The 22,970-nt window shown below is 42.1% G+C and carries 31 protein-coding genes and 1 pseudogene; 19 read left to right on the forward strand and 13 right to left on the reverse strand.

Features of this window, described 5'->3' with window-relative positions; translation table 11 throughout:
• From ADS79_RS07485 to ADS79_RS07540, 11 genes are all read left to right on the forward strand, one after another.
• Positions 1 to 324, forward strand: coding sequence for a phage baseplate plug family protein (locus ADS79_RS07485; protein ID WP_049737779.1), 324 nt, complete (start codon positions 1 to 3; stop codon positions 322 to 324).
• On the forward strand, positions 314 to 1,108 hold the full coding sequence (locus tag ADS79_RS07490) for a phage protein (RefSeq protein WP_049737780.1): 795 nt from the start codon (positions 314 to 316) through the stop codon (positions 1,106 to 1,108). Before ADS79_RS07485 ends, ADS79_RS07490 begins: the two co-directional genes overlap by 11 nt.
• Positions 1,105 to 1,497 (forward strand): Gp138 family membrane-puncturing spike protein, encoded by a 393-nt coding sequence (locus ADS79_RS07495; protein ID WP_049737781.1) that lies wholly within the window; start codon positions 1,105 to 1,107, stop codon positions 1,495 to 1,497. Before ADS79_RS07490 ends, ADS79_RS07495 begins: the two co-directional genes overlap by 4 nt.
• A complete protein-coding gene (locus ADS79_RS07500) occupies positions 1,485 to 1,844 on the forward strand; it encodes a contractile injection system sheath initiator (protein ID WP_049737782.1) in 360 nt (119 codons plus the stop codon). Before ADS79_RS07495 ends, ADS79_RS07500 begins: the two co-directional genes overlap by 13 nt.
• The gene (locus ADS79_RS07505; protein ID WP_049737783.1) at positions 1,837 to 3,015 is read left to right on the forward strand and encodes a baseplate J/gp47 family protein; all 1,179 of its coding nucleotides are present in this window, start codon (positions 1,837 to 1,839) and stop codon (positions 3,013 to 3,015) included. Before ADS79_RS07500 ends, ADS79_RS07505 begins: the two co-directional genes overlap by 8 nt.
• The gene (locus ADS79_RS07510) at positions 3,012 to 3,653 is read left to right on the forward strand and encodes a DUF2612 domain-containing protein (protein WP_049737784.1); all 642 of its coding nucleotides are present in this window, start codon (positions 3,012 to 3,014) and stop codon (positions 3,651 to 3,653) included. Before ADS79_RS07505 ends, ADS79_RS07510 begins: the two co-directional genes overlap by 4 nt.
• 1,370 nt (positions 3,654 to 5,023) lie before the next feature.
• Positions 5,024 to 5,377 carry a hypothetical protein gene (locus ADS79_RS07520; protein WP_049737786.1) on the forward strand — a complete coding sequence of 118 codons (354 nt, stop codon included), beginning with the start codon at positions 5,024 to 5,026 and terminating at the stop codon, positions 5,375 to 5,377.
• An 85-nt stretch (positions 5,378 to 5,462) separates the two neighbouring features.
• On the forward strand, positions 5,463 to 5,597 hold the full coding sequence (locus ADS79_RS36385) for a CD1375 family protein (RefSeq protein WP_255323555.1): 135 nt from the start codon (positions 5,463 to 5,465) through the stop codon (positions 5,595 to 5,597).
• 83 nt (positions 5,598 to 5,680) lie between these two features.
• Positions 5,681 to 6,745: a C1 family peptidase gene (locus ADS79_RS07530; protein ID WP_049737788.1), complete on the forward strand. Its 1,065-nt coding sequence runs from the start codon at positions 5,681 to 5,683 to the stop codon at positions 6,743 to 6,745.
• A 107-nt stretch (positions 6,746 to 6,852) separates the two neighbouring features.
• Positions 6,853 to 7,251: a phage holin family protein gene (locus ADS79_RS07535; protein ID WP_049737789.1), complete on the forward strand. Its 399-nt coding sequence runs from the start codon at positions 6,853 to 6,855 to the stop codon at positions 7,249 to 7,251.
• Positions 7,248 to 7,934: a glycoside hydrolase family 73 protein gene (locus ADS79_RS07540; RefSeq protein WP_049737790.1), complete on the forward strand. Its 687-nt coding sequence runs from the start codon at positions 7,248 to 7,250 to the stop codon at positions 7,932 to 7,934. The genes ADS79_RS07535 and ADS79_RS07540 overlap by 4 nt, the downstream gene beginning before the upstream one ends.
• Positions 7,935 to 8,044: 110 nt before the next feature.
• On the opposite strand, the gene ADS79_RS07545 is transcribed toward ADS79_RS07540, so the two are convergent.
• Positions 8,045 to 9,067, reverse strand: coding sequence for a M57 family metalloprotease (locus ADS79_RS07545; protein ID WP_049737791.1), 1,023 nt, complete (start codon positions 9,065 to 9,067; stop codon positions 8,045 to 8,047).
• A 211-nt stretch (positions 9,068 to 9,278) separates the two neighbouring features.
• Between ADS79_RS07545 and ADS79_RS07550 the strand changes: the two genes are divergently transcribed.
• The 5 genes and pseudogenes from ADS79_RS07550 to ADS79_RS36535 all read left to right on the forward strand — a co-directional run.
• Positions 9,279 to 9,509 carry a LexA family transcriptional regulator gene (locus ADS79_RS07550; protein ID WP_049737792.1) on the forward strand — a complete coding sequence of 77 codons (231 nt, stop codon included), beginning with the start codon at positions 9,279 to 9,281 and terminating at the stop codon, positions 9,507 to 9,509.
• Positions 9,482 to 9,844: a YolD-like family protein gene (locus tag ADS79_RS07555; RefSeq protein WP_307725631.1), complete on the forward strand. Its 363-nt coding sequence runs from the start codon at positions 9,482 to 9,484 to the stop codon at positions 9,842 to 9,844. The genes ADS79_RS07550 and ADS79_RS07555 overlap by 28 nt, the downstream gene beginning before the upstream one ends.
• 96 nt (positions 9,845 to 9,940) lie before the next feature.
• Complete coding sequence (locus ADS79_RS07560; protein WP_049737794.1) at positions 9,941 to 10,531, forward strand: hypothetical protein; 591 nt, start codon at positions 9,941 to 9,943, stop codon at positions 10,529 to 10,531.
• A gap of 168 nt (positions 10,532 to 10,699) precedes the next feature.
• The gene (locus ADS79_RS07565; protein ID WP_049737795.1) at positions 10,700 to 12,160 is read left to right on the forward strand and encodes a recombinase family protein; all 1,461 of its coding nucleotides are present in this window, start codon (positions 10,700 to 10,702) and stop codon (positions 12,158 to 12,160) included.
• An 88-nt stretch (positions 12,161 to 12,248) separates the two neighbouring features.
• Positions 12,249 to 12,335, forward strand: a pseudogene (locus ADS79_RS36535) (helix-turn-helix transcriptional regulator); the annotation flags it as partial.
• A 432-nt stretch (positions 12,336 to 12,767) separates the two neighbouring features.
• Here the strand turns inward: ADS79_RS36535 and ADS79_RS36595 are convergent.
• From ADS79_RS36595 to ADS79_RS07585, 4 genes are all read right to left on the reverse strand, one after another.
• On the reverse strand, positions 12,768 to 12,989 hold the full coding sequence (locus ADS79_RS36595) for a hemoblobin-interacting domain-containing protein (protein ID WP_049737796.1): 222 nt from the start codon (positions 12,987 to 12,989) through the stop codon (positions 12,768 to 12,770).
• A gap of 291 nt (positions 12,990 to 13,280) precedes the next feature.
• Positions 13,281 to 13,616 carry a hypothetical protein gene (locus tag ADS79_RS07575; RefSeq protein WP_049737797.1) on the reverse strand — a complete coding sequence of 112 codons (336 nt, stop codon included), beginning with the start codon at positions 13,614 to 13,616 and terminating at the stop codon, positions 13,281 to 13,283.
• A 281-nt stretch (positions 13,617 to 13,897) separates the two neighbouring features.
• The gene (locus ADS79_RS07580) at positions 13,898 to 14,152 is read right to left on the reverse strand and encodes a hypothetical protein (RefSeq protein WP_049737798.1); all 255 of its coding nucleotides are present in this window, start codon (positions 14,150 to 14,152) and stop codon (positions 13,898 to 13,900) included.
• Between the two features lie 994 nt (positions 14,153 to 15,146).
• Positions 15,147 to 15,557: a hypothetical protein gene (locus tag ADS79_RS07585; RefSeq protein ID WP_049737799.1), complete on the reverse strand. Its 411-nt coding sequence runs from the start codon at positions 15,555 to 15,557 to the stop codon at positions 15,147 to 15,149.
• Between the two features lie 473 nt (positions 15,558 to 16,030).
• On the opposite strand from ADS79_RS07585, the gene ADS79_RS07590 reads away from it, so the two are divergent.
• Together ADS79_RS07590 and ADS79_RS07595 are read left to right on the forward strand one after the other, a co-directional pair.
• Entirely contained in the window at positions 16,031 to 16,609 is a 579-nt protein-coding gene (locus ADS79_RS07590; RefSeq protein ID WP_236699908.1) for a hypothetical protein, read from the forward strand.
• Between the two features lie 123 nt (positions 16,610 to 16,732).
• The gene (locus ADS79_RS07595) at positions 16,733 to 16,969 is read left to right on the forward strand and encodes a hypothetical protein (RefSeq protein ID WP_049737801.1); all 237 of its coding nucleotides are present in this window, start codon (positions 16,733 to 16,735) and stop codon (positions 16,967 to 16,969) included.
• Positions 16,970 to 17,296: 327 nt separating this feature from the next.
• On the opposite strand, the gene ADS79_RS07600 is transcribed toward ADS79_RS07595, so the two are convergent.
• The 7 genes from ADS79_RS07600 to ADS79_RS07625 form a co-directional block, all read right to left on the reverse strand.
• The gene (locus ADS79_RS07600; protein WP_049737802.1) at positions 17,297 to 17,674 is read right to left on the reverse strand and encodes a hypothetical protein; all 378 of its coding nucleotides are present in this window, start codon (positions 17,672 to 17,674) and stop codon (positions 17,297 to 17,299) included.
• 181 nt (positions 17,675 to 17,855) lie between these two features.
• Complete coding sequence (locus ADS79_RS34865; protein WP_476727176.1) at positions 17,856 to 18,137, reverse strand: Ig-like domain-containing protein; 282 nt, start codon at positions 18,135 to 18,137, stop codon at positions 17,856 to 17,858.
• Between the two features lie 219 nt (positions 18,138 to 18,356).
• Entirely contained in the window at positions 18,357 to 18,764 is a 408-nt protein-coding gene (locus ADS79_RS07605) for a hypothetical protein (RefSeq protein WP_049737803.1), read from the reverse strand.
• 76 nt (positions 18,765 to 18,840) lie between these two features.
• The gene (locus tag ADS79_RS07610) at positions 18,841 to 19,353 is read right to left on the reverse strand and encodes a GNAT family N-acetyltransferase (RefSeq protein WP_084765691.1); all 513 of its coding nucleotides are present in this window, start codon (positions 19,351 to 19,353) and stop codon (positions 18,841 to 18,843) included.
• 42 nt (positions 19,354 to 19,395) lie between these two features.
• Entirely contained in the window at positions 19,396 to 19,701 is a 306-nt protein-coding gene (locus ADS79_RS07615; protein ID WP_049737804.1) for an NIPSNAP family protein, read from the reverse strand.
• 161 nt (positions 19,702 to 19,862) lie between these two features.
• Positions 19,863 to 20,696: a lipid II flippase family protein gene (locus ADS79_RS07620; protein WP_049737805.1), complete on the reverse strand. Its 834-nt coding sequence runs from the start codon at positions 20,694 to 20,696 to the stop codon at positions 19,863 to 19,865.
• 12 nt (positions 20,697 to 20,708) lie between these two features.
• Positions 20,709 to 22,130 (reverse strand): phenylacetate--CoA ligase family protein, encoded by a 1,422-nt coding sequence (locus ADS79_RS07625; protein WP_236699909.1) that lies wholly within the window; start codon positions 22,128 to 22,130, stop codon positions 20,709 to 20,711.
• Position 22,131: 1 nt separating this feature from the next.
• On the opposite strand from ADS79_RS07625, the gene ADS79_RS07630 reads away from it, so the two are divergent.
• Positions 22,132 to 22,761: a GNAT family N-acetyltransferase gene (locus tag ADS79_RS07630; protein ID WP_049737806.1), complete on the forward strand. Its 630-nt coding sequence runs from the start codon at positions 22,132 to 22,134 to the stop codon at positions 22,759 to 22,761.
• A gap of 34 nt (positions 22,762 to 22,795) precedes the next feature.
• Here ADS79_RS07630 and ADS79_RS35440 read toward each other — a convergent pair whose 3' ends face one another.
• On the reverse strand, positions 22,796 to 22,957 hold the full coding sequence (locus ADS79_RS35440) for a hypothetical protein (RefSeq protein ID WP_162490615.1): 162 nt from the start codon (positions 22,955 to 22,957) through the stop codon (positions 22,796 to 22,798).
• Between the last annotated feature and the right edge of the window lie 13 nt (positions 22,958 to 22,970).

Here is a 22,970-nt window from a genome sequence, read left to right on the forward strand (position 1 = left end):
ATGGAGTTCATCGAGATCGAAAAAGACCTCATACCGTATCGTTTTGAGATACCTCTTAGCGATACGGTTTTTACATTTGAAGTCCATTACAACAGCGAATATGACTTCTTTACCGTTGATTTGGAACGTGAAGGAACTGTTCTGGCAACAGGAGTCAAATTGGTCTACGGTGTTCCTCTTTTTGGGGATTGCATGGATGGTCGTTTTCCAAAGGCTGAATTGATCCCGTTCGATGTATCAGGTAGCGACCAGGAAGTAACATGGTCATCACTTGGAGAAACCGTATTTTTGTATGTGCTTGAAGGTGAAGAAAATGGCGAATAATTTCGGCAGAGTAGTAGAAGTAATGGTTAGTAACATGTTGTTTTCGATGGACAAATACGCAATAGAAGGCACGATCCCCTTTGACAATGATCTTTTGCCAAACGAAAGCGAAATCAAGCTATGGAACTTGTCGAAAGACACGATCAGCCGGATCAAACGAAACGAGACACTTATGATCAATGCTGGCTACCGTGGAGATGTGGGCGTAATTCTCCATGGTTTTGTATCCAGTGTGCTCACCAAACGTGAGGGAGTAGATGCGGTTACAAGCATCCATGTGCTGGATTCTCAAGACCTTTCCAAACGTAAGGTAAAGGACATCACCTATGCAGAGGGGACCCTAGCGAGCTACATTTTGAAACAAATGGTTGGACAATTAGGGTTGCCAATCGCTCAGTTTGAGCTCAACCAGGATTATCGCTATGAAGAGGGATACACAGCAAGTGGGGAAGTAACGGATATCATCGGTAAGGTAGCGAAAGATTGCGGGACATCAGCTTACATCAACAAAGGGAAAGTGTATATTCGCAACCTGAGAAGGGGAGCTGATGACGTCTTTGCTCTTTCAAAAGGGACAGGACTCATTGGCTCCTCAGAACCGTTTGAGGAAGAAAAATTTAAGGGGTATCGCATCAAGTCCCAACTGCAGTACCGGATCACTACTGCATCGGTTGTCGATCTGAAATGCAAGGATTTTGAAGGGCGTGTCCATGTCCGCAGTGGTACCCATACGTTTAGTCGAACAGGTGATTTTATGACAGATGTGGAGGCGATTTTACCATGACACCTGATCCCTCAGGCGACTTAGCCAAACTGATTGATGGACTCGTCAAGAAACGACTAGCTGAGATCAATGTTGCCTTCCCTTGTAGTATCCTTTCTTACAACAAAGAAAAAGGAATTGCCGTGGTTCAACCGTTGATCCAATTTTCTGAGGATCCACCAACACCTATCCAAAATGTTCAAGCGCTAGGGATGAAAAAATTTGTCAGTATCGATAGACCTCCTGATATCCATTTTCCTGAATTAGAAAATGGGGATGTGGTCTATGTTGTATGTGCTGACAGACAGATTCGGGATGCACTAACAGGAGCAGTAACCCAACCAAGTAGTAAAAGAATTCATGATCGAAACGATGCTGTGATCGTGGGGGTGTTCCCATGCTCTCTTTAAAGCTGGTTAATGGAGACTTAGCTTTTGACGAAGATGGTGAGCTGCTAACGATTGAGGGACCAGAAGAAATAGCCCAGTGTGCCGCCATAACACTCGGCACCAACAAAAACGAGTGGTTTCTCAATCCACAAATGGGCATTAGGTTCATGGCCTTTCTTGACAAAAAACAGTCTGAAGAAGAAATGCGGGAAGAAATACGGCAAGGCTTATTCCAAGAACCGCGCATAAAAACAGTGGAATCCATTGATTTTTCTATTGACCGTAAAAAAAGAGAGCTGGAAGTACGCTTCCAAGCGACAGCGATCGATGGAGCCCTGATCAACGAGGTGGTGACCCTCCATGCTTGATGAAAAAGGCTTTAAACGCAAGCGTTTTGCCGACCTCTTTGAGGAGATGGAAGCCAAAGCACAAGAAGCATTTGGAGAGAAGGTCAACACGTATGAACGATCACCATTAGGGATTATTTTAAGGCTGTTTGCATGGTTTCTCTCCATACTCTGGCAAAATACAGAAGATGTCTACAATAGCGCTTACCCTCATACAGCCCAAGGAGCCAGCCTTTTCCGATTGGGGCCATACTCGGGGATTACACGGTTACAGGCAGGGTACGCAACTGGATTACTGACCATAACAGGCACACCTGGATATACCGTCGAGAAGGGTTTTCGTGCTTCGGATAAAAAGGTGGTTTTTGAAACAACTGAGATCGTCACTCTGGGGGATAATGGTTCTGGAACCGTTGTGATAAAAGCGGTTGAACCCGGTACATCTGGCAACCGACCAGCAAACGCCATTGCAACCATTGTCAATCCGAACGGAAACATCACAAGCGTCACCAATCCCATTCCGACCAGGAAAGGTCGTAACCTTGAGTCGGCCCAAGAATTCAGGGACCGTTTTTCCATCTCTACGGAAGGTCGAGGGAAAGCGACTGTCCCAGCGATTCGAAAGGCAATGCTAGAGGTTACAGGTGTGCGAGCTGCTGCTGTAGTGGAAAATTATAAAAATACAGCCGATACTGCAGGCAGACCACCTAAATCAGTCCAAGTTTATGTGCTCGGCGGGGAGCCAAACGAGATTGCTCAAGCCATCTTTGAAAACAAAGCTGGCGGTATTGAGCCATATGGCAACCAAAGTGTGGTTGTGAAAGACGAAGCTGGTTTTGAACATACCATGAAGTTTAGTTATGCAACGGAAGTATACATTCATTTACGGATAACTGTCACCCGATCAAACACATTTCCATCCAACGGAGCCTCGTTGATCAAAACAGCCTCTATCAAATATGTTGGCGGAGAGGATGAAGATGGGATTATCTATACCGGATTAAATCTGGGGGAGAGTGTTATCCATTCTGCTCTTGTTGCTGTGCGCACAGAAGTGGAAGGCATCACCGATTTGAAGGTTGAGATAAGCAAAAATGGCGGTACTACCTGGACACAAAGCAACATCGTGATTCAGCCGAGTGAAGTAGCGCAGACATCCTTTGACCGCATTAGTGTGGTGATTCAATCATGATCACTGCAAAAGATTTTCTGCGAAAACTAACGGATGTATTTACGAAGAGGCCAAACAGCAATCTAGGAAAACTCTTCACCATTTTGGCGGATCAAATCAGGCAGCTGGAAGAGACGCATGACCGTATTCGCGCATGGCGGGACATTGATCAAGCTGAAGGAACTACACTGGACAAGATCGGTACGATCGTCAACCAGCCACGAGGCGTTGCAACGGATGAAGTTTACCGAATTCTCCTGAAATCCAAAATTGCGCGGAATCTCTCAACTGGGGACATCAACACGATCATTCGCATCCTGTCGCTTGCACTGAGTACCGATCCTAGCAATATTGAAATCAAAGAGACATGGAATGATCCTGTTGATCCGGAGCCAGCAGGAATTAGCGTAATTAAACTTCCTATCGAAGCGATTAATCAAGCTGGATTACCGCCAGGACAGTTTGTTCGAATGGTTCAAAAAACAGTAGTAGCTGGCGTGCGTGTAAGGGAGATTGAGCTTACAGGTACGTTTGAATTTGCCAGTGGAAGTGAGACCGAAATTGATGTAAATCGAGGCTTCTCCAATTTGGAAGGGACTTCTGGAGGAACGCTTGGCTATGCATACACTCCTTCCGACGATACTGATCTACCGATTTAAAAGGAGTGATTTCCGTGTCCTATAATGAAAAACTTCCTGAATGGTATGCGCCTGGAACAGAGCCGCCAGAGAGCAAAAAAACAGCCGGGTGGGACCCCGGCGACAAGCCACCAGCCGGTTATTTTAACTGGTTATTTAATAAAGCCTATCTCGCTCTCAAAGAGTTACAATCCAAGGCAGCTGAGAAAACCATTTTTGATGGTCATGCAAGTGATCTTACCAAGCATCCTCTCTATGGCGTTACAGCAGGGACAGTCAATGCTTATACCGTTACATTTAACCCTGCACCTACTGCTTATACAGATGGCATGGCTATAGCGTTGAAAATTCATGCGAACGCAAGCGCTGGATCGGCAACGATCAATGTAAACGGGTTGGGTGCAAAGTCGTTGAAAAAAGCAAATGGACTTGATGCAACCAATCTGAAAAAAGACGGGATTTATACATTCCGATACAATACCACAACAGGAAATTTTATCTTACAGGGTGAAGGGGGGGCAGGAAACGCAAACCCGAGTGATGTACTGGTAGGAAAAACATTCTCCAATGATTCCGGAGATCAAACGGGTACAATGCCAGATCGAAGCGCAGTTATCATTACACCAAGTACAGCAAACCAAACTATTGCAAACGGGTATCACAACGGTGCAGGTTATGTGAAAGGTGACGCCAATTTGATTCCCGCAAACATTTTGTTGGGTAAATCTATTTTTGGGGTATCTGGTTCGGTAAGACAATACCCAACTAAACTACGAAACGTAAAAGTAGGCAATCCAATTTGGACAAAAACATATTCCTGGACTGGGCCAGGGAATGTGGAATCACGGATATATATCCCTGATAAATTTGACGCTTATATTTACATGACGAGTGATTCCGCCAATAAGGTGCTTGAAAAGAGGGCACAAAGCAACGGTGTTATTGCATGGAGCAGCACTTTGCCTGAATTCATCCAGGATGCAGTGTTAGATTCGCAGGATAATTNTAGCAGTACAACGGCAAAACTTATCGATAAAGGCGTAGTTACGAAGGATGGAACCATTTATTCTGGAGGCGGAGGAGCTTTTTATAAGACTGATAAAAACTTAATCAGTTTTGCAATGGCACCTGGATTCAGGTATGCTACAAGTCTCGTAAAAGACGAAAATGATAATATATATGTTGCAGACGACAATGCTTCTAACGGTATTTTGATTGCACTTAATGACGATCTATCCCGACGAACAACTCTTAGCGTGCTTAATGCTTCATCAAGCCCAAGAGCGCTTGGTATAACAAAAAACGGGCGGCTAATTTTCAATGCGCGGAGTGAGATACAAATCTATGATTTAGAATGGCTGATTTTTGTATAAAAGAAGGGGGCGCTTTCCATGGTCTATATTCAGTTTGAGAAGGAAACAGAAGCAAGGGCGTTAGTCACCTTTATTCATTACAAACCACTCGATCCCAACGAAGGATTAGGAAAAACAGCGGACGAACTTTCATTAACAGGTGTTTTTATCGACGCTTTGCCACAAAGGGAAAGGCCACTAGGCAAGGATGCAAAACTTTACTTCAACCCGCAGACGAAAGAAACGTGGTATGAATATGTCGATATTCCACTGCCAGATAATGAGAGAATCACTCAGGTAGAAATTTCCACAGAGGAAAATAAAAAGGCAAACCTAGATACACAAGAAGCCGTATTACAACTATACGAAATGGTCACTGGACCACTGACATAAGCCCGCATAGAAGGAGGCATGGAACATGCTTCAACGACTATGGATATGGCTTATTTTTTTATGCTTGAAAGGAGGTGAATTCACGATGGTAATGGTATGCGTAAGCTTGATTGTTAATGGCCGTCGCACATTTGATCAGATTCCCGTAAATTTGCAGGATGACGTAAAAGCTGATCTTAAGGCTATGGGTCTGGGAACGGACGGTAAGCCTTTGGCGTAACGCTCTTTCCAAGTGGAGAGGGCTTTTTTATTCCGCGAGAGCAAAGGCTCTCAATTTTTTCAGAAGATGAGAGGAGAATATCAATGAATACATTTTTTATCCAAACAGGAGTAATTCCATCACCGAAGGATGATAGGGATTACAACATCAAAAAATTGACGAATGCTACTATCACCACTTTCCCAACAAGTTTTCGCATTCCATATAACGGAACGATAAAAAATCAAATGGATATTGGATCTTGCGCAGGACACTCATTGGCATATTGCAGAGAGATCGTAGAGGCAAAGCAGAGCGGCGTTTTTAAGGAGTTTTCCCCCGGATTCATTTATGGGAACCGCCTCCCTAGTGATTATCAAGGAACTGGAATGCATTTAAGAGAAGCATTAAATCAGTTGGTTAAAGTAGGAGTTGTTTTACAAACCGACTTCCCCTATAACATCGAGTACCCTGCCATTAGGAGTAAATTTTCTGGTAAGGAACAACTACTTGCAGATAAAGCTGCACCATATAGGATTAGTGCTTATGCAAGACTCACAACCGTAGATGAAATTCGACTTGCGTTAATGACACTGGGGCCAGTTACTTTTGGAATGAAAGTGTATTCAGAGTATGAGAAGCCTCTTGGATTAAACAATAATATTGCAACTCCTCCAAAACGGGATGCGTGGATTACAGGCGAACACCAGATGACAATTGTAGGCTGGAGGGAGGATAATACTTTTATCATTTTAAATAGCTACGGACGAGGTTCTTATGATAATGGCTACCTGTATATTCCCTTTGAAATCATGGTGAATCCAAACTATGGTGCTTTTGAGATTTGGAGTATCACGGATCAAATACTTCCTGACAAGAGTAAATATTTCGGAACAGGTAGTACAGGAGAGCCAACAATTCTTGTTTTCGCTCCTACAGGTGGGGAAGTAATGATCTTTATTAGCTCCTTAGATGAGATGCTCCAAAAAGGGTACAAGCTTCCTACTGATGTTACAACAACAGATGTTAACAGACTGAAAGCGATTAAAGAGGGAGTGGATAAAGACGGGGATAAAACTGTCAAATGCTACACACCTGATCTAAAAATTGCTTGGCTTAAAGAGAAAGAATTATCCTATTGGCTCACTAAAGGCTATAAAAGGGCCTAGTACAAGAGATAGTGTTCAGAATCAAATTTTACACCAAGACTACCAGTTTGCCTCGTTCCTAGCGGGGCTATTTTTATTGCCCACCAAGGGAGAGAGGAAGAGAGCATATGGAGGGATTTTACAAGGTCGCGTTTGCGGGTGGAAGTGCAGCAGTTACATTCTTATTTGGTGGCTGGCCAGCACTGCTCAGCGTCCTGGTTGCGTTCGTCATTTTTGACTTTGCAAGTGGACTTATAGCTGCTGGGGTTGAAGGCAAGCTGAAAAGCAAAGTCGGACTTATCGGTATTGCTCGCAAGGTTTTCATTTTCGGTATGGTTGCAGTGGCACACCTTGTGGACGTTGCTTTAGGTGACCAAAACTTTATTCGTGATGCGACGATCTTCTTTTATCTAGCCAACGAGCTGCTTTCCATCATCGAGAGCGCTGGGCGTATTGGTCTGCCAGTCCCTGAGTTAATCAAACGTGCTGTAGAAGTATTAAAAGGGAAGGGAGAGACGCAGCGATGACCCAACAAGAGTTTATAGCCAAGATAGCGCCTGCAGCAGTGGGGGATATGAAAAAGACACGAGTCCCTGCATCGCTGACGATTGCTCAAGCCATTTTAGAGAGCAACTGGGGAATGAGTGGACTGACTGCTAAAGCTAACAATCTGTTCGGTATTAAAGGTAACGGAACGGCCGGTAGCGTATCGATGCCGACAACGGAATATGTTGGTGGGAAACCGATCACAACGAACGCTAATTTCCGGAAGTACAATTCTTGGGCGGAGTCGATTGCAGATCACTCTGCCTTGATCCTAAACGGTACGCGGGACAAGCCTACTCGATACCACGGAGTCCTTGGAGCTGATTACAAGACAGCTTGCCAGAAGATCAAAGATGGTGGGTATGCTACCGATCCAGCATATCCTCAGAAGCTGATAAGCCTGATTGAGAAGTACGAGTTACACAAGTTCGATGTTGATAAGTCTGACAACTCTGTGGATAAAGAAGCAGCATTGAAACTGGAGGACTGGGCGCGTGAAGCAGGCCTAAATGCAATTGACAGCCTGGCTGTAAAAGGATTGCTAAACGATCCTGAGACATGGAAACAGCGACTAATAGACGACCCGAAAAGTGTTCTTGAGGAATTGCCGTGGTTGGTGTTTACACTGCTTGACCGTGCAACTGATAAAAGACTGCAGAAGTAAAATGCCCTCATAGGAGAAAGATGCTATCCCCTGAAATAAACGTGATCTGTAATAAACATTGCAAAAAGACTACAAAATAATCCCTTCATCTAATGATGAAGGGATTAGAACTATTCGTCCAATTGTAAGTCATTCATATTGTTTATTTCTGATAAACGGCCATCTAATTTCTTGCTTTCTTTTATATTTCCGTTTTTATCGAGGTTAAATTTACCTTGATATGCACCTAGAATTACGTATGCATCATCGGCAATCGGGCCTTCGTACTTTTTAAGGAATACAATGGTTTTATCCCCTTCTTTTAATACCTCATTATCTTCGAAAAGATAATTCTTACCCTCGTAATAGCCACCTGTTTCTAATATTTTTATCTCTTTATCCTTAAATTTCTTACCGGCTTTGAATTCCTTTTTAACTTTTGCATTTATTAAAGTGAATACAATATTTTTATATTCTAAGCTGCTGCTGTCGGTTGCTTCTATTTCTAAGACGAGATCAGCATCCTTTTTTAATTCATCAGCCGTCTCATAATTCTTGACTAGATGTCCACTATAACGGACTGAATCTGCATCTGTAAGTGTAACTGAAGGATTTACATTACTATAGGATTGTCCATATAAATAATTTATTCCGTCAATATCATCACTGCCAGGAACATAGACTTTTCGCCCATTAGCAGTAGTACACATGATCTGTGTTTTGTCATAAACATGATCGAGTCCCATTACATGTCCCATCTCATGTCCATAAAGTCCTTTTATATAATCAAAGTTAGCATAGTTTAATAGATCAGTATTGATAATAATGCTGGCATATGTATAATAACCACCAGATGGTCCTGAAACAGCATTCATCCCGTCCCAAGAAGTGTTCCCATAACTGGCAGGAACCTCAAAATGAACTTCAATTAATTCATCAATTCCTGATTTAATAAAGGATATTGGCGTATTAGTGTCATTCCATGAATCTACAGCAGCCTGTAAGGGACCAGAGTATTTGGATGGGAAGGTACCTTCTAATTTGTAGTAAAAATCATTGTCACTAAATTTATTACCCAATACATTGTAAGCAAACGAATGACTTGGTATTGAAAGAATACCTAACAATGCAGCAACTGTGATTATTCTCTTCATTATTTCTCCTCCTATTATAAAATAGTACAACGTTTAGTATAATTAGAAAATTATGTAATAACAAGGATTATATCCTGAACATGGATTTATTGGGAATATGTATTTTGTTATTCTCATATCACGAAGATTGTTTTTTATTTACACGTTCGTAATCGTTCGCATATAATACAAACAAATGTTCTTGTTTATTTTTGATAAAGTGGTGAACAATATGTTGTCTGATATTGAGCGAAAAGTCCTTCGGGTGATCGGAAATTATTCGGCAGGCAGGCGCAGGACTCCTAGTGTGGACGAATTATGCGTAAAGACGGGCCAAAGTCGCGGCGGGATCATGACAGTGCTTGACGTGCTGGCGAGCGAAGAGTATATCGAGTGGCAGCGGTCGGAGCCGGATAAAATCGAGGTGTTAGAGGCGTGGGAGCGAAAGGCGACGGGCAGATGACGAGTAGAATAGAAAATCCGTTTTCAATTCGATTTGTGTTGCCGGAACAGCGTGCTATGTATCTGCAGATGAAAGAAGACGATAAGCTTGTGCCCATGCTAGTAATTGAACAAGATGAATTGGAGTCTTTCCACTACATAATCCGTGATTCTGCATGTGAGGATTACGCAATAACAGTAAAGTGGTGGAAGGCTGTTAAAGGTGAGCGTGGTACTATCTGTAGCATGTGGGGAACGGTCAAATGGATCGATCAAAACGGCAGGAGAATCAAGTTGATAAATGATGCGGATAGTCAGTGGATTAGTATCGATAGCATTACGTGTGTTATTTCCTAGTTGAATTTGTCGATATTTGTCAATTTGTTGTTCTTGTTCAATGTAAGATTATGGATTATGGTGGTAGTGCTATAAAAAGAACAGGGGGATTTCAAAGTGAAAAAAGCATCAATTATTGCACTAACTCTAGGCACTATTCTTACTGGCTGTAGCGCTGCAACTTCAGAGAGTGTAACTCCAGCAACAGTCACAACAGCTACTTCTGCACCCACCCCAGCACCTGAAGTAAAAGCGATGTCCGCGGATGAAGTGAATAGATTTAAAGAGTACGCTACTAAACTCAAAGGCGGGACGTTTATTACGGAAGCTGAAATTGTAAATCAAAATGAAGCTATTATTACATATGCGGATTACGATTCATTAAAAAAGTCAAAGCCTGACTCAACAATAACTAAAGATGATTTTAATGGATATTGGGGTTCCGGTGACGCTGTTAATAAAACTTTAATGGAGGAACCAATCCGTTTGTTAAGAGAGTTCCCTGAATTAAACAAAGTAAAATTAACATTGAATCATGAAAAAGCACACTTGATTGAGGTGGACAGAGCAACAACTGAAGATTATTTTAAGGTAAATCTAAGTGAAATACATGCTGATAAGTCTAATGAAAAATGGCGGAATGAAATAGTTAATAAGTTCTTCACGAAAGACGAGAGAAAGAAATATATAGAGAAATTTGTTAAATAACGACAAAATGATTTTGAAAAAGCCTCTCCTCTAAAAGAGGCTTTTTTTGTTAGCTCAGTTCGAATTTAATGGAATCCACAATTACCAATTAGGGGATAGCGAAGAGGAGGTTGTCTTATGATACAATCAGTTCAAGTGAACCAATTGCAAACCAAAGGGAGATAAACAATGGCAAAAGATTATGCTGTTTATGCGCGTATCTCCACTGACAAAGACGAGCAGATTTCGTCAATAGAGAACCAAATTGACATATGCAGAAACTGGCTTGAACGCAGTGGATATGAGTGGGACGATAACTGCATTTATAAAGACGAGGGGATAAGTGGAACGCTGTTCCTGGAGCGTCCAGCCATTCAGTTAATTCTGGAAAAAGCCAGAAAAAAAGAGATCAACATGGTTGTGTTTAAATCCATTTCTCGGCTAGCTCGTGATTTAAAAGACTCGTTGGAGATCAGGGAGGTTTTACAGGGTCATCATGTAAGAATCATCTCAGTCGAAGAGGGCTATGACTCTGAAAAAGCTGGAAAAAATGATATGGCCTTTGAGCTATGGAGTCTTTTTGCAGCTCAGTATAGTCGGACGCTATCCGCAGGGGTTTCAGCAGCGTTGGCCGCCAAGGTTCGAAGAGGCGAACACATTGGAAAAACTCCTTACGGATATGACAAAGAAGATGGAAAACTGCTCATCAATCCTGATGAAGCGAAAACAATTAGCCAAATTTTTGAGTGGTATAACCAGGGATGGGGTTATAAGCGAATTGTGAAGGAACTCAACTCGATGGGGATATCTCCGAAGTCAGCCCGCGTTTGGCAAATAACTTCAATACATCGAATTATTCACAATCCACTATATTGTGGTGACTTTGTAATGAATCAATACTCGAATGTGAAAATCGGGGGACACAAAAAACAAGTCAGGAATCCAGAGGAGCAATGGATCATTTTCCGCAACCATCATCCTGAGATTGTTGATAGGGCGACTTGGGAAAAAGCCAATAACAAGGTGGAAAAAGCAGAGAGAACGAAAATAACTCCTTGGAATGAATTTCGCGGTCTAGCGAAATGTGCAGTATGCGGCTCCAACATGGTGATAGTACAATCATGGAAGAAGAAAAAGGACGGCAGTAGATCAAGCTGGCAGTATCTCAAATGCAGTCAATACCGAAGGGCGGCACAAGACGGATGTGTTAATCATGCTCCAATTCGGTACGGAGAATTCAGAGCATTGATCATCAATCAGCTTCAACAAGAAGGGAAAGACCTGCATTTGAATTTTAGCAGCGATTTTGAAAAACGGAGAAGTGAAGATCTTGCTGTTTTACAAAAGCAACTACAGCAGCAGAAAACGAAAAAGTCAGGACTCTTGGATCTTTATTTAGAACAACTGATTGAGAAAAACGAATTTGAAGAGAAACGTCGTGAAATTGATCATGCGATAAATAACCTTGAGGATCGGATATATCTTTTGGAGAATCAGCACAGCGCAGAAAGTAGCATTCGGTCTGCAAAAGAAGCATTTAAGGCTTTGGATAATCAAGAACAGGACCTGTATACAGCCTTTCGTAATTTAATTAAGCAAATTGTCATCTGCGAAAATGGAACGGTCGATTTGGACCTTACATTTCGTTGAATTTTTCATTTGCAAAAGGTACGCATAAGGAATGNCGGTCGATTTGGACCTTACATTTCGTTGAATTTTTCATTTGCAAAAGGTACGCATAAGGAATGTCATGCAAAAATTAGGTGTCAAAGGTCGATCTCAGGCAGTAGTCGAACTCGTTCGACTTGGTGAACTAGAGATTTGAGCCCAGTCCACCCAGCCTCCCTTTTCTTCCCCTGGTCGGAAGGGAGGGTTTTTTATTTTGGAGTGGGAAAAGGGAGAGTGTACATATGTAATCGCATGTAGTGGAATGTATGAGGGCATGGGCTAAGTACAGGGATCAGAGGAGATGAAAGAGAAGAGCTGGCTTTGAAACCTAGTAAACTCGGTACATCGGGTGGAGACTATTCTTTCGTAGACAAGAAGTGGCAAAAGAAAAAGAGAACGAGGATATCGTGACTTTACCTAGAACCATATTTGGGACTCATAGAGGGCCTGATTTAACCTTCGAGAAATCAGGCTGAATTGAAGATTTAACAAAATAGTTATTTTGGATAGGGGAAAGGAATCCAACAGGTGTGTAAAAAACCCCCGGGATATCTCCCAAGAGCCATTGATGATTATTTAATTTTGTGAATCAATTTACTACTGCATCTTTATAACCGGTAGCGATGATTTTTATCAGTTGTGGATCCCAAGCAGCTGTAAACAAAATGGTACCGTTCGCAATTACGTAATCCATACCTGGTCTCAGTGCATAATTACCAACAAGTACTGAAGTAATAGACTGTCTCCACGCTGCATCATCAGGAAATGATAATTTTAGATTCTGCTGACTTCCACTAGTTTTTGTCAACATTGGAGGAGTTATTCCGCTATTCTCGACTTATTCCCTTCTATTTTTGAGGGTTTTCATTCGAGCCTACACCGTGCAGGTGACTTTCATCGCACACGGCGTTCCATAAACAGATAAGAATAAAAGTTACAATGGGCAAATTGATTGTAATACAAAAGACCCATGAAAAGTGTATTTGAGACAAATGTGAGACTAGTTTGAGACTGAACAACAGAACATTGAGTTGTACAAAACGGTAATTGAAAAAAACACCCTCGGGTAATCCCGAGGGCCGTGGATGGAAAGTATGGATGACTAGTGGATTCGTAATTCATTCCAGTCAAAGGATACAGGATAGAAACCATCATTTTCATTTCCATAATTGCTTTGTTTCATAATGAACGTTATCTTTTGATTTTGCTCATCGATTTCAATGTCTTTTGCATAACGATAGTCCGATTTTTGCCAGCGCTTTACTTCGATGCCATCGGAATCAAAAGCGATAACAATCAAGTAATAATCATTGTTTTCTGGTGTTAATGCGTAATACGAATATTGGTCCCACCGCACCAGCTTAGAAGTATGGCTCTTTAATCCAACTACTTGTGGGATAGTACCGGTAATAACGGTTGGATCAGGGTAGCTATTCACGACTTATTCCCTTCTGTGTTTGAGGGTTTTCGTTCGAGCCTACACCGTGCGGGCGACTTTCATCGCACACGGCGTTCCATCAACGAAGAAGAAAGAAAATTTACAATGGGCAAGCAAATATACCGCTCATATGTCCTTACTTACATATGATTTTTTCGACAGAATCATCAGTAAAAGAGTTTTACAAACCAATCGATTTGTTAAATGAAAGGTAAACAGAGCGGTAATTGAAAAAACACCCTCGGGTAATCCCGAGGGCTGTTGATGGAAAGTATGGATGACTAGTGGATTCGCAATTCATCCCAGTTAAAAGAAACAGGATAGAATCCATCAACTTCATTACCATAATTGCTTTGTCTCATAATGAACGTTATCTTTTGATTTTGCTCATCGACTTCAATGTCTTTTGCATACCGATAGCCTGATTTTTCCCAACGCTGCACTTCGATACCATCGGAATCAAAAGCGACAACAATCAATTTGTCGTCATTATTAAGCGTTGAATACGCCCAATACGTGTACTTGCCCCACTTCACATGTTTTCCAGTATCACCTTTTAGTCCATTTACTGGGGGGGTGTTCTGTAAGGGACCAGTAATTACAGTAGGTGTGCTATTCTCGACTTATTCCCTTCTCTTTTTGAGGGTTTTCGTTCGAGCCTACACCGTGCGGGCGATTTTCATCGCACACGGCGTTCCATCAACAGATAAGAAAGATAGTTTAACAATGGGCAAACGTAAGGTTACACCATCCCAGTTTTACTGTCTGCTAACTAAAGTTATAAGTTTCTGTGATCCTGTTTTCAAAAAGCTGATTTAACAAAACATTACTTCCGTTTAATTCTGAAAAATGCACCTACTACACCAACAAAACCGCATACGGCAAATAGAACTGGAATGAATGACATTGGTTCAGTCAAAAGGCGATAAACACCGACAGAACAGATCATTATGCTACTGACGAATAGGATAAATAATCTCATTATTTAACACCTCAAAACCAATTGTATCATATTGGGAATCACAGCTTAACAAAAGAGAAATTGTGAGAAATGAGGTGGTTGCAATTGATTGAAGACAAAGGGCGAAAATTATACTCACGTGTGTAGACTGCAATCATCGCCAGCCAGGCTGGTCCGGCAGGGCCGGGTACACTTGCGAGAAGTGTGGAAGCTACGTCAATTCAATTGGTTGGTGGGATGACATAATGGCAGAGGATTTCATTCAGAAGGAGGAAATTTTAGGTAAGAAGGGGGAGGGAAAATGATGAATGCTGCCAAAACATTGCGCTATTTGATCAGATAGCATACGAAATGGAACAAGAAAAGGACAAAATTACCACCCATGTGCATAAGTGTGTCGGATTCCTTTTTGATGAAGTTATCAGATGGAGAAGAGAATACTGCTGACGTGTTAAGGGAGAAGAAATGCAGCGAGATTTCATAAAGTTTTGTAATGCGTACTCAAAAGCAAAGTGCCCTACCTATTGTGAGGTAGGACACTTTCGAAAATACCTAGTGGAGACAGGCACCTAATTTACTGCTATTTTTACAGTTAAATCAGAGCCGCCGTTCAATACAGCTCCCTTAATGGTTATCGTTCCTTCGCCTGAATTTCGGACGATATTGCCGTTCACACTAACTAAGATTACCTCAGTATCGCTTACCGATTGGGCACCACTTACTATTAAACCTGAAAAGTCTCCACCAAATACGACATGATTCCAATTAAAACCTTTGAAAGTGTCTCCATCGAGGCTTAAGGTTATATTTCCCCAATAGAAGCCTTCGGTTACAGCTGTTGGGTTACTCATTAAAGTTCCTAGTAAAGCTTCTTCAACTTTATAAGTTGTGCCATTCGTTAGTCCTATGATCTCCATTCCCGATAGTGCTGCTTTTGAAGTAGCATCTGAAGTCAACGCACCATTCGCTAGTGTATACAATACAGTTGCAGATCCTGTTGGATCTACAGTAACCTTGTAGATTGTGCCAGCTGTTAATCCTGTAATCTTTGTATTTTCAGCTGTACCTACAGATCCTGGCGTGAGTATTACGGTTGTTACGCTATTCTCGACTTATCTCCTTCTATATAGGAAGGTTTTCATTCGAGCCTACACCGTACGGGCGCCTTTCAGCGCATACGGCGTTCCATCAACGGATAATAAGAACTCCTTTCGGGATAATCTTACAATGGGCATCCTCAATATATCATGATGCAATAAACAAAGAATAAACAAACCGGAATTGAGGAGGCACTACCGCCCTAGTAGTATCCTTTCATGTGGAACTTTATTTATCCCTCCATCTTATTTGGTCGCTAATCCGTGCTGAAAAAGACTTTACTCAGCGAAGCCTTTTGTATGAATTGTCGCTAGAAGGCATTTAACACAATATTTCGGGAGTAGAGGAGATAGAAATGATGCGCTTTGTTGGAATAGATCCGTCTACCAAAACAGGATTTGTCGCGTTGGACAAACAAGGTGACGTACTTCGAAGGAAAGAACTCAATGGTATCGGAAGCAAGGACCCATTGCGAATGACCACACTGGTTGACGAAATCATGGAACACGAACAGACAGGGGATATCATTTGCATCGAAGGATTTGGGTTTTCTTCGCAGCAGGCTATCCAGCTTGGTGGAATCGGCTGGGGAGTAAGAATGGCATTACATCGAAAAGGTTTCAAATATTTCGAAGTAGCTTCCATGGCTCTTAAAAAATTCTGCGGTGCAACAGGTAACAGGGGACCAGAGGGTAAGGCAATCAAAGCGGACAAGATCGAGGTTTCCAAGCAAGTGCTAAAGCGCTGGGGATTCGAGAATGGCAGCGACAACGTAACGGACGCGTTTGTATTAGCTAAGGTCGCGGAAGGTATTTGCATGCATAATACAGACAACCTAGTCCATAAATACCACCAGTTCCAGCTTGAAGTTCTGTCTTCCGTACTCAATCCGCCTGAGAAAAAGAAGAAGACTCGCAAAAAAGCAACCATTTAACCCAATTAAATAATCACGAAACGGAAGCTGTACATTTAGTTGGCTACAATCATCTACCACGAACTAGTCGTTCAGAATTTCATGATTAGTTAGTCACGAATTCAGCGAAGATTGGGGGGAAACGTGTCCTATTCAAACGACGAGAAAGAAACGACATGCGTGTATAAATACATCTCTGATACCTGGACTGTATACAGCTGCGTGCCGCGTCATATGAACAAGCTTCGGAAGATCGGTGGCGTCCATTACTGGAAAGAGGAGGCGCCGGGCGCGGATGGTGAGCTACGGTTAATCGCTGGGAAGTGGAAGCTAAAAAGCAATCAACTGCTGAACAAAGGCAGGCTGCGAGTGAACGTATGAAACAATTTCATCAAAAATAATAATGTTGGAGGAATTATTCATGAAAACAGAAGTAAAAGCATTAAACTCGGTACATGCGGGGGTGGAGACTTTTCTTTCGTAGACAAGAAGTGGCAGAAGAAAAAGAGATCGAGGATATCGTGCCTTTACCTAGAACCATATTTGGGACTCATAGAGGGCCTGATTTAACCTTGGAGAAATCAGGCTGAATTGAAGATTTAACAAAATAGTTAATATGATAAGTCGTTATGTTTGAGTATGTCCGTTTCAATTTATTTAAAAAGAAAACCACTCTTGTCGAGTGGCCTGATACGTTGATGGAATCGATTAAATATCTGCACCTAAAAGCTTTGCTGCTTCCATTTTTACTCTTACAAACTCATTGACCGATTCTTTCAGATCTTTTTTATCAAGAATCAAATATGTTTCGCTAATTATTTCAACTGACCTATCCATGCTGATTATATAGGCTGAGAGTGCCCTCTCATCTTTACTAAGATCCTGTAACATGGCGGTATACTTTTCATCATACGCCTTAAGATTCTTCTTGTCTTCTTCGGTGTATGTCTCTATCGCCATTACTCTTTCGTTTAGCAAATTGTAGTATTTCAGTGAATCATCATACAATTCTTTGCGGATGGAAGAGTCATTGCATGCAGATAGTTGGAATGATAAGAGCACGAAAATAATTAAAAACTGCTTCATTAGGGTTTAGTCCTCACAATGTTTTTGGGAATATTATACAAATTGTTTGTGAATTACAGCAAGCTAGTCTGTTATCTTTGCTGGATTTAGAGGCTCCGGTTGTAGACGTGATCCAGCGCTTAACAAAACGGTAATGATGTTTAAAAAAGACCTCTAGGTTTCCCTAGAGGTTGTTGATGGATTATAAAAGTCTAACCGTGAAGCTAGTTGATACGAATGCACCGTGAACATCACTTGCAGTAATCGTAATCACTACAGTACCTGTATTATTATTAACTCTTTGTAATTCAACTTCTTCAGTGTTAACGAAGGAAGCTGTTAAAATACTAAGTTCACTCGACGCAATTGTATATGTCAGAGGCTCCCCTTCTGGATCGCTAAAGTGATCATTAAGATTAAGGGCGTAAGTAAAGGCATTCACACTTGGATCAAAATCTAGATTCATATATCCCACTAAAACAATAGGTGGTTGATTGCTATTCTCGACTTATTCCCTTCTTTGTGAGGGTTTTCGTTCGAGACTACACCGTGCTGGCGACTTTCATCGCACACGGCGTTCCATCAACGGATAAAAAGGTGAAAATTTACAATGGGCAATTCCATTATGTCACAAATGATAACGAGGAAATGTAATTGAGATTACATTGAGAGATTTATTTGTAGCAATTCAACACACGATTTGTTAAAAGTATCGACCTTCGGAGATCCGTTTCAGAACATGAGCTCTCAGTTCATCATCTTTGTCTTGACTGATAATTTGCAGGGCTTTAAATGTTGCTTTCTTGTTATAGGCAATACGTTGTCTAACAAAAAATTCGGGATCGCTCGCAAGCTTGAGTTGCAATTCTTCAGGGAGCTTGTTTTTTGAAGCAACCATGCTTCGAACTTCCTCCTCTGGGTGACTTGCCAAAATGCAAAGAATTTCAACAGGTACTGATTTATTTTGAGCAACCCAAAATGACATGTCCGGGTAATTTTGAATTACTTCATGCCAAACATCTAGTGGGGCGTCATCCCAAGCTGCACGAAAATATTCCTCAGGATTTTTACTCGTTCTAAGTCTTACAAATTCTTCAGCAGATGTAATCACACAATCATTCCTGTTCCAGATGATTTTGGGATTATCTTACATCGGTTTTTTGTTATATCGAGAAGTAGATTAGGGACTACTTTTGATCGGTTGACTCACTCTTATTTAGTATCAAAATGAATTCTTCCACTTCAGCACAGCGAGCGTCGGAAAATCCCTTGTCCTCGCCTGTGATCTTGAAACCGCATTTTTCTAGAACCTTAATCGAGGCGAGATTGTCCTTGGCAGCACGCGCATAGAGAGGTCGAATATTACTATCACGAAGAAGCGACAAAAGTGCCGCAGTTGCAATTCCTTTTCCCCAGTAATCCTTACCGATCCAGTAGCTGACAGATGGAACTCCAAATTGCTCAAAGCTCGAGATATGGCCTGCGACTTCACCATGAAACAAAATGGTCTTTTTTTGGATGGTCTGATCAGTTAAAATCTTGGCCCAATGTGCTAAAAAGGCGTCTTTGTTCGTGGGGTCTTTTGCAGTAAAAGCAGCCATATAGTTCGCAGTCGAGTCAAGCTGTTGCTCGAAAAACACGGGAAGATCCTCTTCGAACACATTCCGTAGCTGAACATCACATTTCATCAAGTGTTCCAATACTTTCACCCCAAATTCATTTATTGAGAAAATATTCGCATTCTATTCAAGTACTGGGCGCACGAAACTTCTTTCGTAGCTGATAATGCACTTCGTTTTATCTGCGAGAGCCAAAGCTTCCTGGCATTCTTCATCTGCCGGGATTTTCTTGCGGTACTCTTCGTATTCAGCCAAACTTGGAAAGCTGAACAGGGCGTAGGCGATGTTATTGGCCCCTTCATGTGGCAGAAAATAACCATGATGCTGTCCGCCGAACTTTTTGACAAGAGGTATCCACATTTTTGCATACTGTTCAAAAACATCAATTTGATAGGGATCGATAACGTATTTCAAGTAACAAGTGACCATGGTTTCCACTCCCTCATGACTTTTCCTAAATTTTACTGTACCCTCGTATCATGAAACAAGAGGGGGATGCAGCGTCCGCGCCACACGATCAATAAAAAAAGAGCCAAGAAAGAATTCTCGGCTCTACTTTTTTTGCAAATATCGTCTTCCATCAATATAGATCAGAAGAATTTCGTTAAGAAAGAAATTCCTAAAGCAGCGGGATACAGCGTAAAGATCGCCAGGATATTTCCACAAAAGCGGCTGATTCCCAGAAAGACCATGGCGGACCGAACAACTTCCATCGGGATTTTCCGATTTAATCCTCTGTCCACGATGATGGCGCTTTGGGCGTCTACAAAGAATAGCAGTAGAAATGCGCCAACGGCATTAATCGCAGGAGAAAGGCTGCTGGCACGCGCCATGTACTCAGGATTTAACCAAGCGGCGTAGTAAGCAGCGATTGCTCCCATGCTGAAGAACGTATACAGCACGATGTTCAGGATTACCATGCTTTTGGGAACGCCATCGAGCTTCAGTTTTTTCACCATCTCAAAGCGAGCGGGAGTCCAGCAGTCTTTTATAGCCGTTAAACCTTCTTTTGAGAAAATGAGAAACTTGAAAACCCGGACGATACTGCCGTCCTTTTCTAAACGTTCTACACCAATGTCATAAAATTTTACGATAGTCGGCATAAAAAAGATCGCGAGTGCAGTTCCAAGTACGCCACCAACCAGTGTAAACTGCAGCATATGTAAGGGATCAAAGTTACCTTTTACAGCGCGGTCAATAATTCCCCCGATTGGTGCAAGAAAAAACAGCGTCGCGGTCCGGGAACCGAATGAAATCATGGCGTATAGGGAATTGGAAATGGCAATTTTTTGCCCACGAACTCCAGCCAGGCGTGACCAATAAGAGGTCGTTTCAATAAAGTTGGTCAAGGCTATCATCAAAAAAATGAAAAGGAGCCGCTCAATGCTCACCTCACCCAAAAAGCTAGATTCGAGTATATCCACCTGGTTCACATCCTAGAAGTGTAATGTTGTATATTCCTTTTCTCTTTCCTTCTCAACGATCGGTAGCGTGGAGGGCAGAGGAAATTCTCTGACTGCATATCTAATTTTACCCGAACTGCTGCGAGGAATTTCATCTACAAACGAGATTGAGAGATAGACATCGCCTAATTTTTTCATAATCTCGTTGCGGAAATACTGTTCGTCCCGTTCAAAGTCATGGCTGCCAACGTTTTTGACCAATTTTAACGATACATCCTCATAGGTATGCTGGATCAACTGATAGCCAGAAAAGCTCTCCAGACTCCACATGACTTGGTTAAAGTAATTTCCGTGAACATAAGAGCCATCACGTGCAACAAATACGTCGTCTTCGCGTCCTTCCAAGCTGGCGAGAATCGGGAGGTGATTCCCGCACCCGCATGGTTGATCCGAAAGCGATACGACATCTCCTAGCTGATAGCGGATTCTGGGCATCGAATAGTTATTCAAATCGGTAACAAGCAGCAATCCCTTTTCATTATAGCCAACGGGCTCTTTGGTATGGATATCAACGACTTCCAGATAGCAGTTTTTGGTGGAAATATGCATGTGTCCCTTTGGACATTCATAGGCAATAATACCGCCGTCTCTGGCTCCGTATTCATTAATAACGTTGCAGTCAAACGCTTTTTGAATGACTTCTCTCTGTTGTGGCTGCAGTGTCTCCGCTGTCGTCACGACTGCGTTCAGCTTGATTTGAAGCCTCAGATTGTTGCGAATCATCAGCTCCGCTAACAAGGCGAGGGCAGATGGATACCCATACAGATAAATGGGTTTAAAAGAATGGATCTCATCCAGGTATTTTTTGATGTTCTCTTCGCGTAAATCATAGGCAGAAATAATGGTTCGGTTTTTTAATAGAACTTCTTTTAGCTGATGAATTTGACTTTGATTTTTGGACAGCTCGATGGATGATCCCCAAACCATGATGGAACGATCACCAATTTGAATCCCGCTCCAAGACAAACCGAGCCACCGGGCTGCTTCAAAATGCTCGACAGTTACGCGGTCCAAATAAAATTTTGTAGGCTCGCCAGTAGAACCACCCGTACGATTGGCGATTAGCTGCGAGCGGTCAGCAGTGTTTGCTATATAACTTTCGCTATTTTGATTGAAATATTTTTTGGTAAGAATCGGAAAATGCTGAATCGCTTCAGCAGGGTTATCGATGGAGCGGATCAGCTCTTGATCGAGATCCTGATAGGCAGGAACATTTTTCATTGCATGCTTCAACAGCTCGCCTAAACGTTCAGATTGATACTGAGAAATCTCCTGCTTCGAAAGACTCTGAAACTTTTTCATCTCAGCCATATAGGATCGGATTTTATTCCCTTTCTTTCTTTCCATATAGGGCCACAGAATGTTTCTGATTGACCAACCAATAAGAGATGACACAATGTACACTCCTTTTTTCCGTGCTTCATCATATGTAAGCTTGCTGCCTTACACTTCTAAAACGCCGGTCTTCCTTCAAAACGAATTATACTATAACACAAGATTCCTTTGTGAAAAAGCGGACAGGAACTCACGCGTAAATATCCAGCTGGGTCATGCTGGTACATACGATTGGCAGGCAGTACGAGTTACAGGACAGGTAAATGAGCGTGGTTTTAACACAAGCAGGATTGTACAAAGCAGTATCGCTCCTAAAACGGAGGTGAAGATAGCTGGGGACAACCTCCTCTTTCAAAATTGTTTTGGCTGGGTTGATCTGAAAAACATCGATAGGGCAAATAAAAGTGCAGAGCTTGGCATTGCGATAGGGGATAAACTCTTCTGGGGAAAAGGGTACGGAGCCTCGGTATTACGAGCGATGATGGGAGTGGGCTTTCACGAATGCGGGCTCACTACAATCTGGCTGCGCGTGGATGCAGATAATAGGCAGGCCATCAGGTCGTATCTTAGCAATGGATTTCAAGTGGAAGAGACCCTGCATCAGGATCGATTGCGCAATGGTCAGTATGTAGATCGAGTACGGATGAGCTTCGCCCGAAAAGATTTTGAACGGTTCATACCAGAAGACTAAGCAAAGAAAAAACGGGTGGGATACCCGTTTTTTCTCAATCCTCTGGTGTGCGATCCACAAAAAGCCTCGTAACTGAAGTATAGTCTCCCTTTTCTATTTCTTGCTCGCTCGCTTTTTCCTCAAGAGGATCATGACCGTACATGCTTGGAGCTACAGTGGGCTCGTCCTTTGGAGCTGCTTTTTCCTTGTCCATCATTATCCACCACCTT

The sequence above is a fragment of the Brevibacillus reuszeri genome, assembly GCF_001187725.1.
Taxonomy (GTDB): domain Bacteria; phylum Bacillota; class Bacilli; order Brevibacillales; family Brevibacillaceae; genus Brevibacillus; species Brevibacillus reuszeri.

Excerpts from the sequence above, each read along its gene's own strand:
- ADS79_RS07530 (WP_049737788.1), top strand. The coding sequence starts at position 5,681 with ATGAATACATTTTTTATCCAAACAGGAGTAATTCCATCACCGAAGGAT.
- ADS79_RS07545 (WP_049737791.1), bottom strand. The coding sequence starts at position 9,067 with ATGAAGAGAATAATCACAGTTGCTGCATTGTTAGGTATTCTTTCAATA.
- ADS79_RS07590 (WP_236699908.1), top strand. The coding sequence starts at position 16,031 with ATGATGCGCTTTGTTGGAATAGATCCGTCTACCAAAACAGGATTTGTC.
- ADS79_RS07490 (WP_049737780.1), top strand. The coding sequence starts at position 314 with ATGGCGAATAATTTCGGCAGAGTAGTAGAAGTAATGGTTAGTAACATG.
- ADS79_RS07540 (WP_049737790.1), top strand. The coding sequence starts at position 7,248 with ATGACCCAACAAGAGTTTATAGCCAAGATAGCGCCTGCAGCAGTGGGG.
- ADS79_RS07535 (WP_049737789.1), top strand. The coding sequence starts at position 6,853 with ATGGAGGGATTTTACAAGGTCGCGTTTGCGGGTGGAAGTGCAGCAGTT.
- ADS79_RS07565 (WP_049737795.1), top strand. The coding sequence starts at position 10,700 with ATGGCAAAAGATTATGCTGTTTATGCGCGTATCTCCACTGACAAAGAC.
- ADS79_RS07505 (WP_049737783.1), top strand. The coding sequence starts at position 1,837 with ATGCTTGATGAAAAAGGCTTTAAACGCAAGCGTTTTGCCGACCTCTTT.
- ADS79_RS07600 (WP_049737802.1), bottom strand. The coding sequence starts at position 17,674 with ATGAAGCAGTTTTTAATTATTTTCGTGCTCTTATCATTCCAACTATCT.
- ADS79_RS07630 (WP_049737806.1), top strand. The coding sequence starts at position 22,132 with ATGTACACTCCTTTTTTCCGTGCTTCATCATATGTAAGCTTGCTGCCT.
- ADS79_RS07520 (WP_049737786.1), top strand. The coding sequence starts at position 5,024 with ATGGTCTATATTCAGTTTGAGAAGGAAACAGAAGCAAGGGCGTTAGTC.
- ADS79_RS07550 (WP_049737792.1), top strand. The coding sequence starts at position 9,279 with ATGTTGTCTGATATTGAGCGAAAAGTCCTTCGGGTGATCGGAAATTAT.
- ADS79_RS07510 (WP_049737784.1), top strand. The coding sequence starts at position 3,012 with ATGATCACTGCAAAAGATTTTCTGCGAAAACTAACGGATGTATTTACG.
- ADS79_RS07485 (WP_049737779.1), top strand. The coding sequence starts at position 1 with ATGGAGTTCATCGAGATCGAAAAAGACCTCATACCGTATCGTTTTGAG.
- ADS79_RS36595 (WP_049737796.1), bottom strand. The coding sequence starts at position 12,989 with ATGTTGACAAAAACTAGTGGAAGTCAGCAGAATCTAAAATTATCATTT.
- ADS79_RS07495 (WP_049737781.1), top strand. The coding sequence starts at position 1,105 with ATGACACCTGATCCCTCAGGCGACTTAGCCAAACTGATTGATGGACTC.
- ADS79_RS07615 (WP_049737804.1), bottom strand. The coding sequence starts at position 19,701 with ATGGTCACTTGTTACTTGAAATACGTTATCGATCCCTATCAAATTGAT.
- ADS79_RS07500 (WP_049737782.1), top strand. The coding sequence starts at position 1,485 with ATGCTCTCTTTAAAGCTGGTTAATGGAGACTTAGCTTTTGACGAAGAT.
- ADS79_RS36385 (WP_255323555.1), top strand. The coding sequence starts at position 5,463 with ATGGTAATGGTATGCGTAAGCTTGATTGTTAATGGCCGTCGCACATTT.
- ADS79_RS35440 (WP_162490615.1), bottom strand. The coding sequence starts at position 22,957 with ATGATGGACAAGGAAAAAGCAGCTCCAAAGGACGAGCCCACTGTAGCT.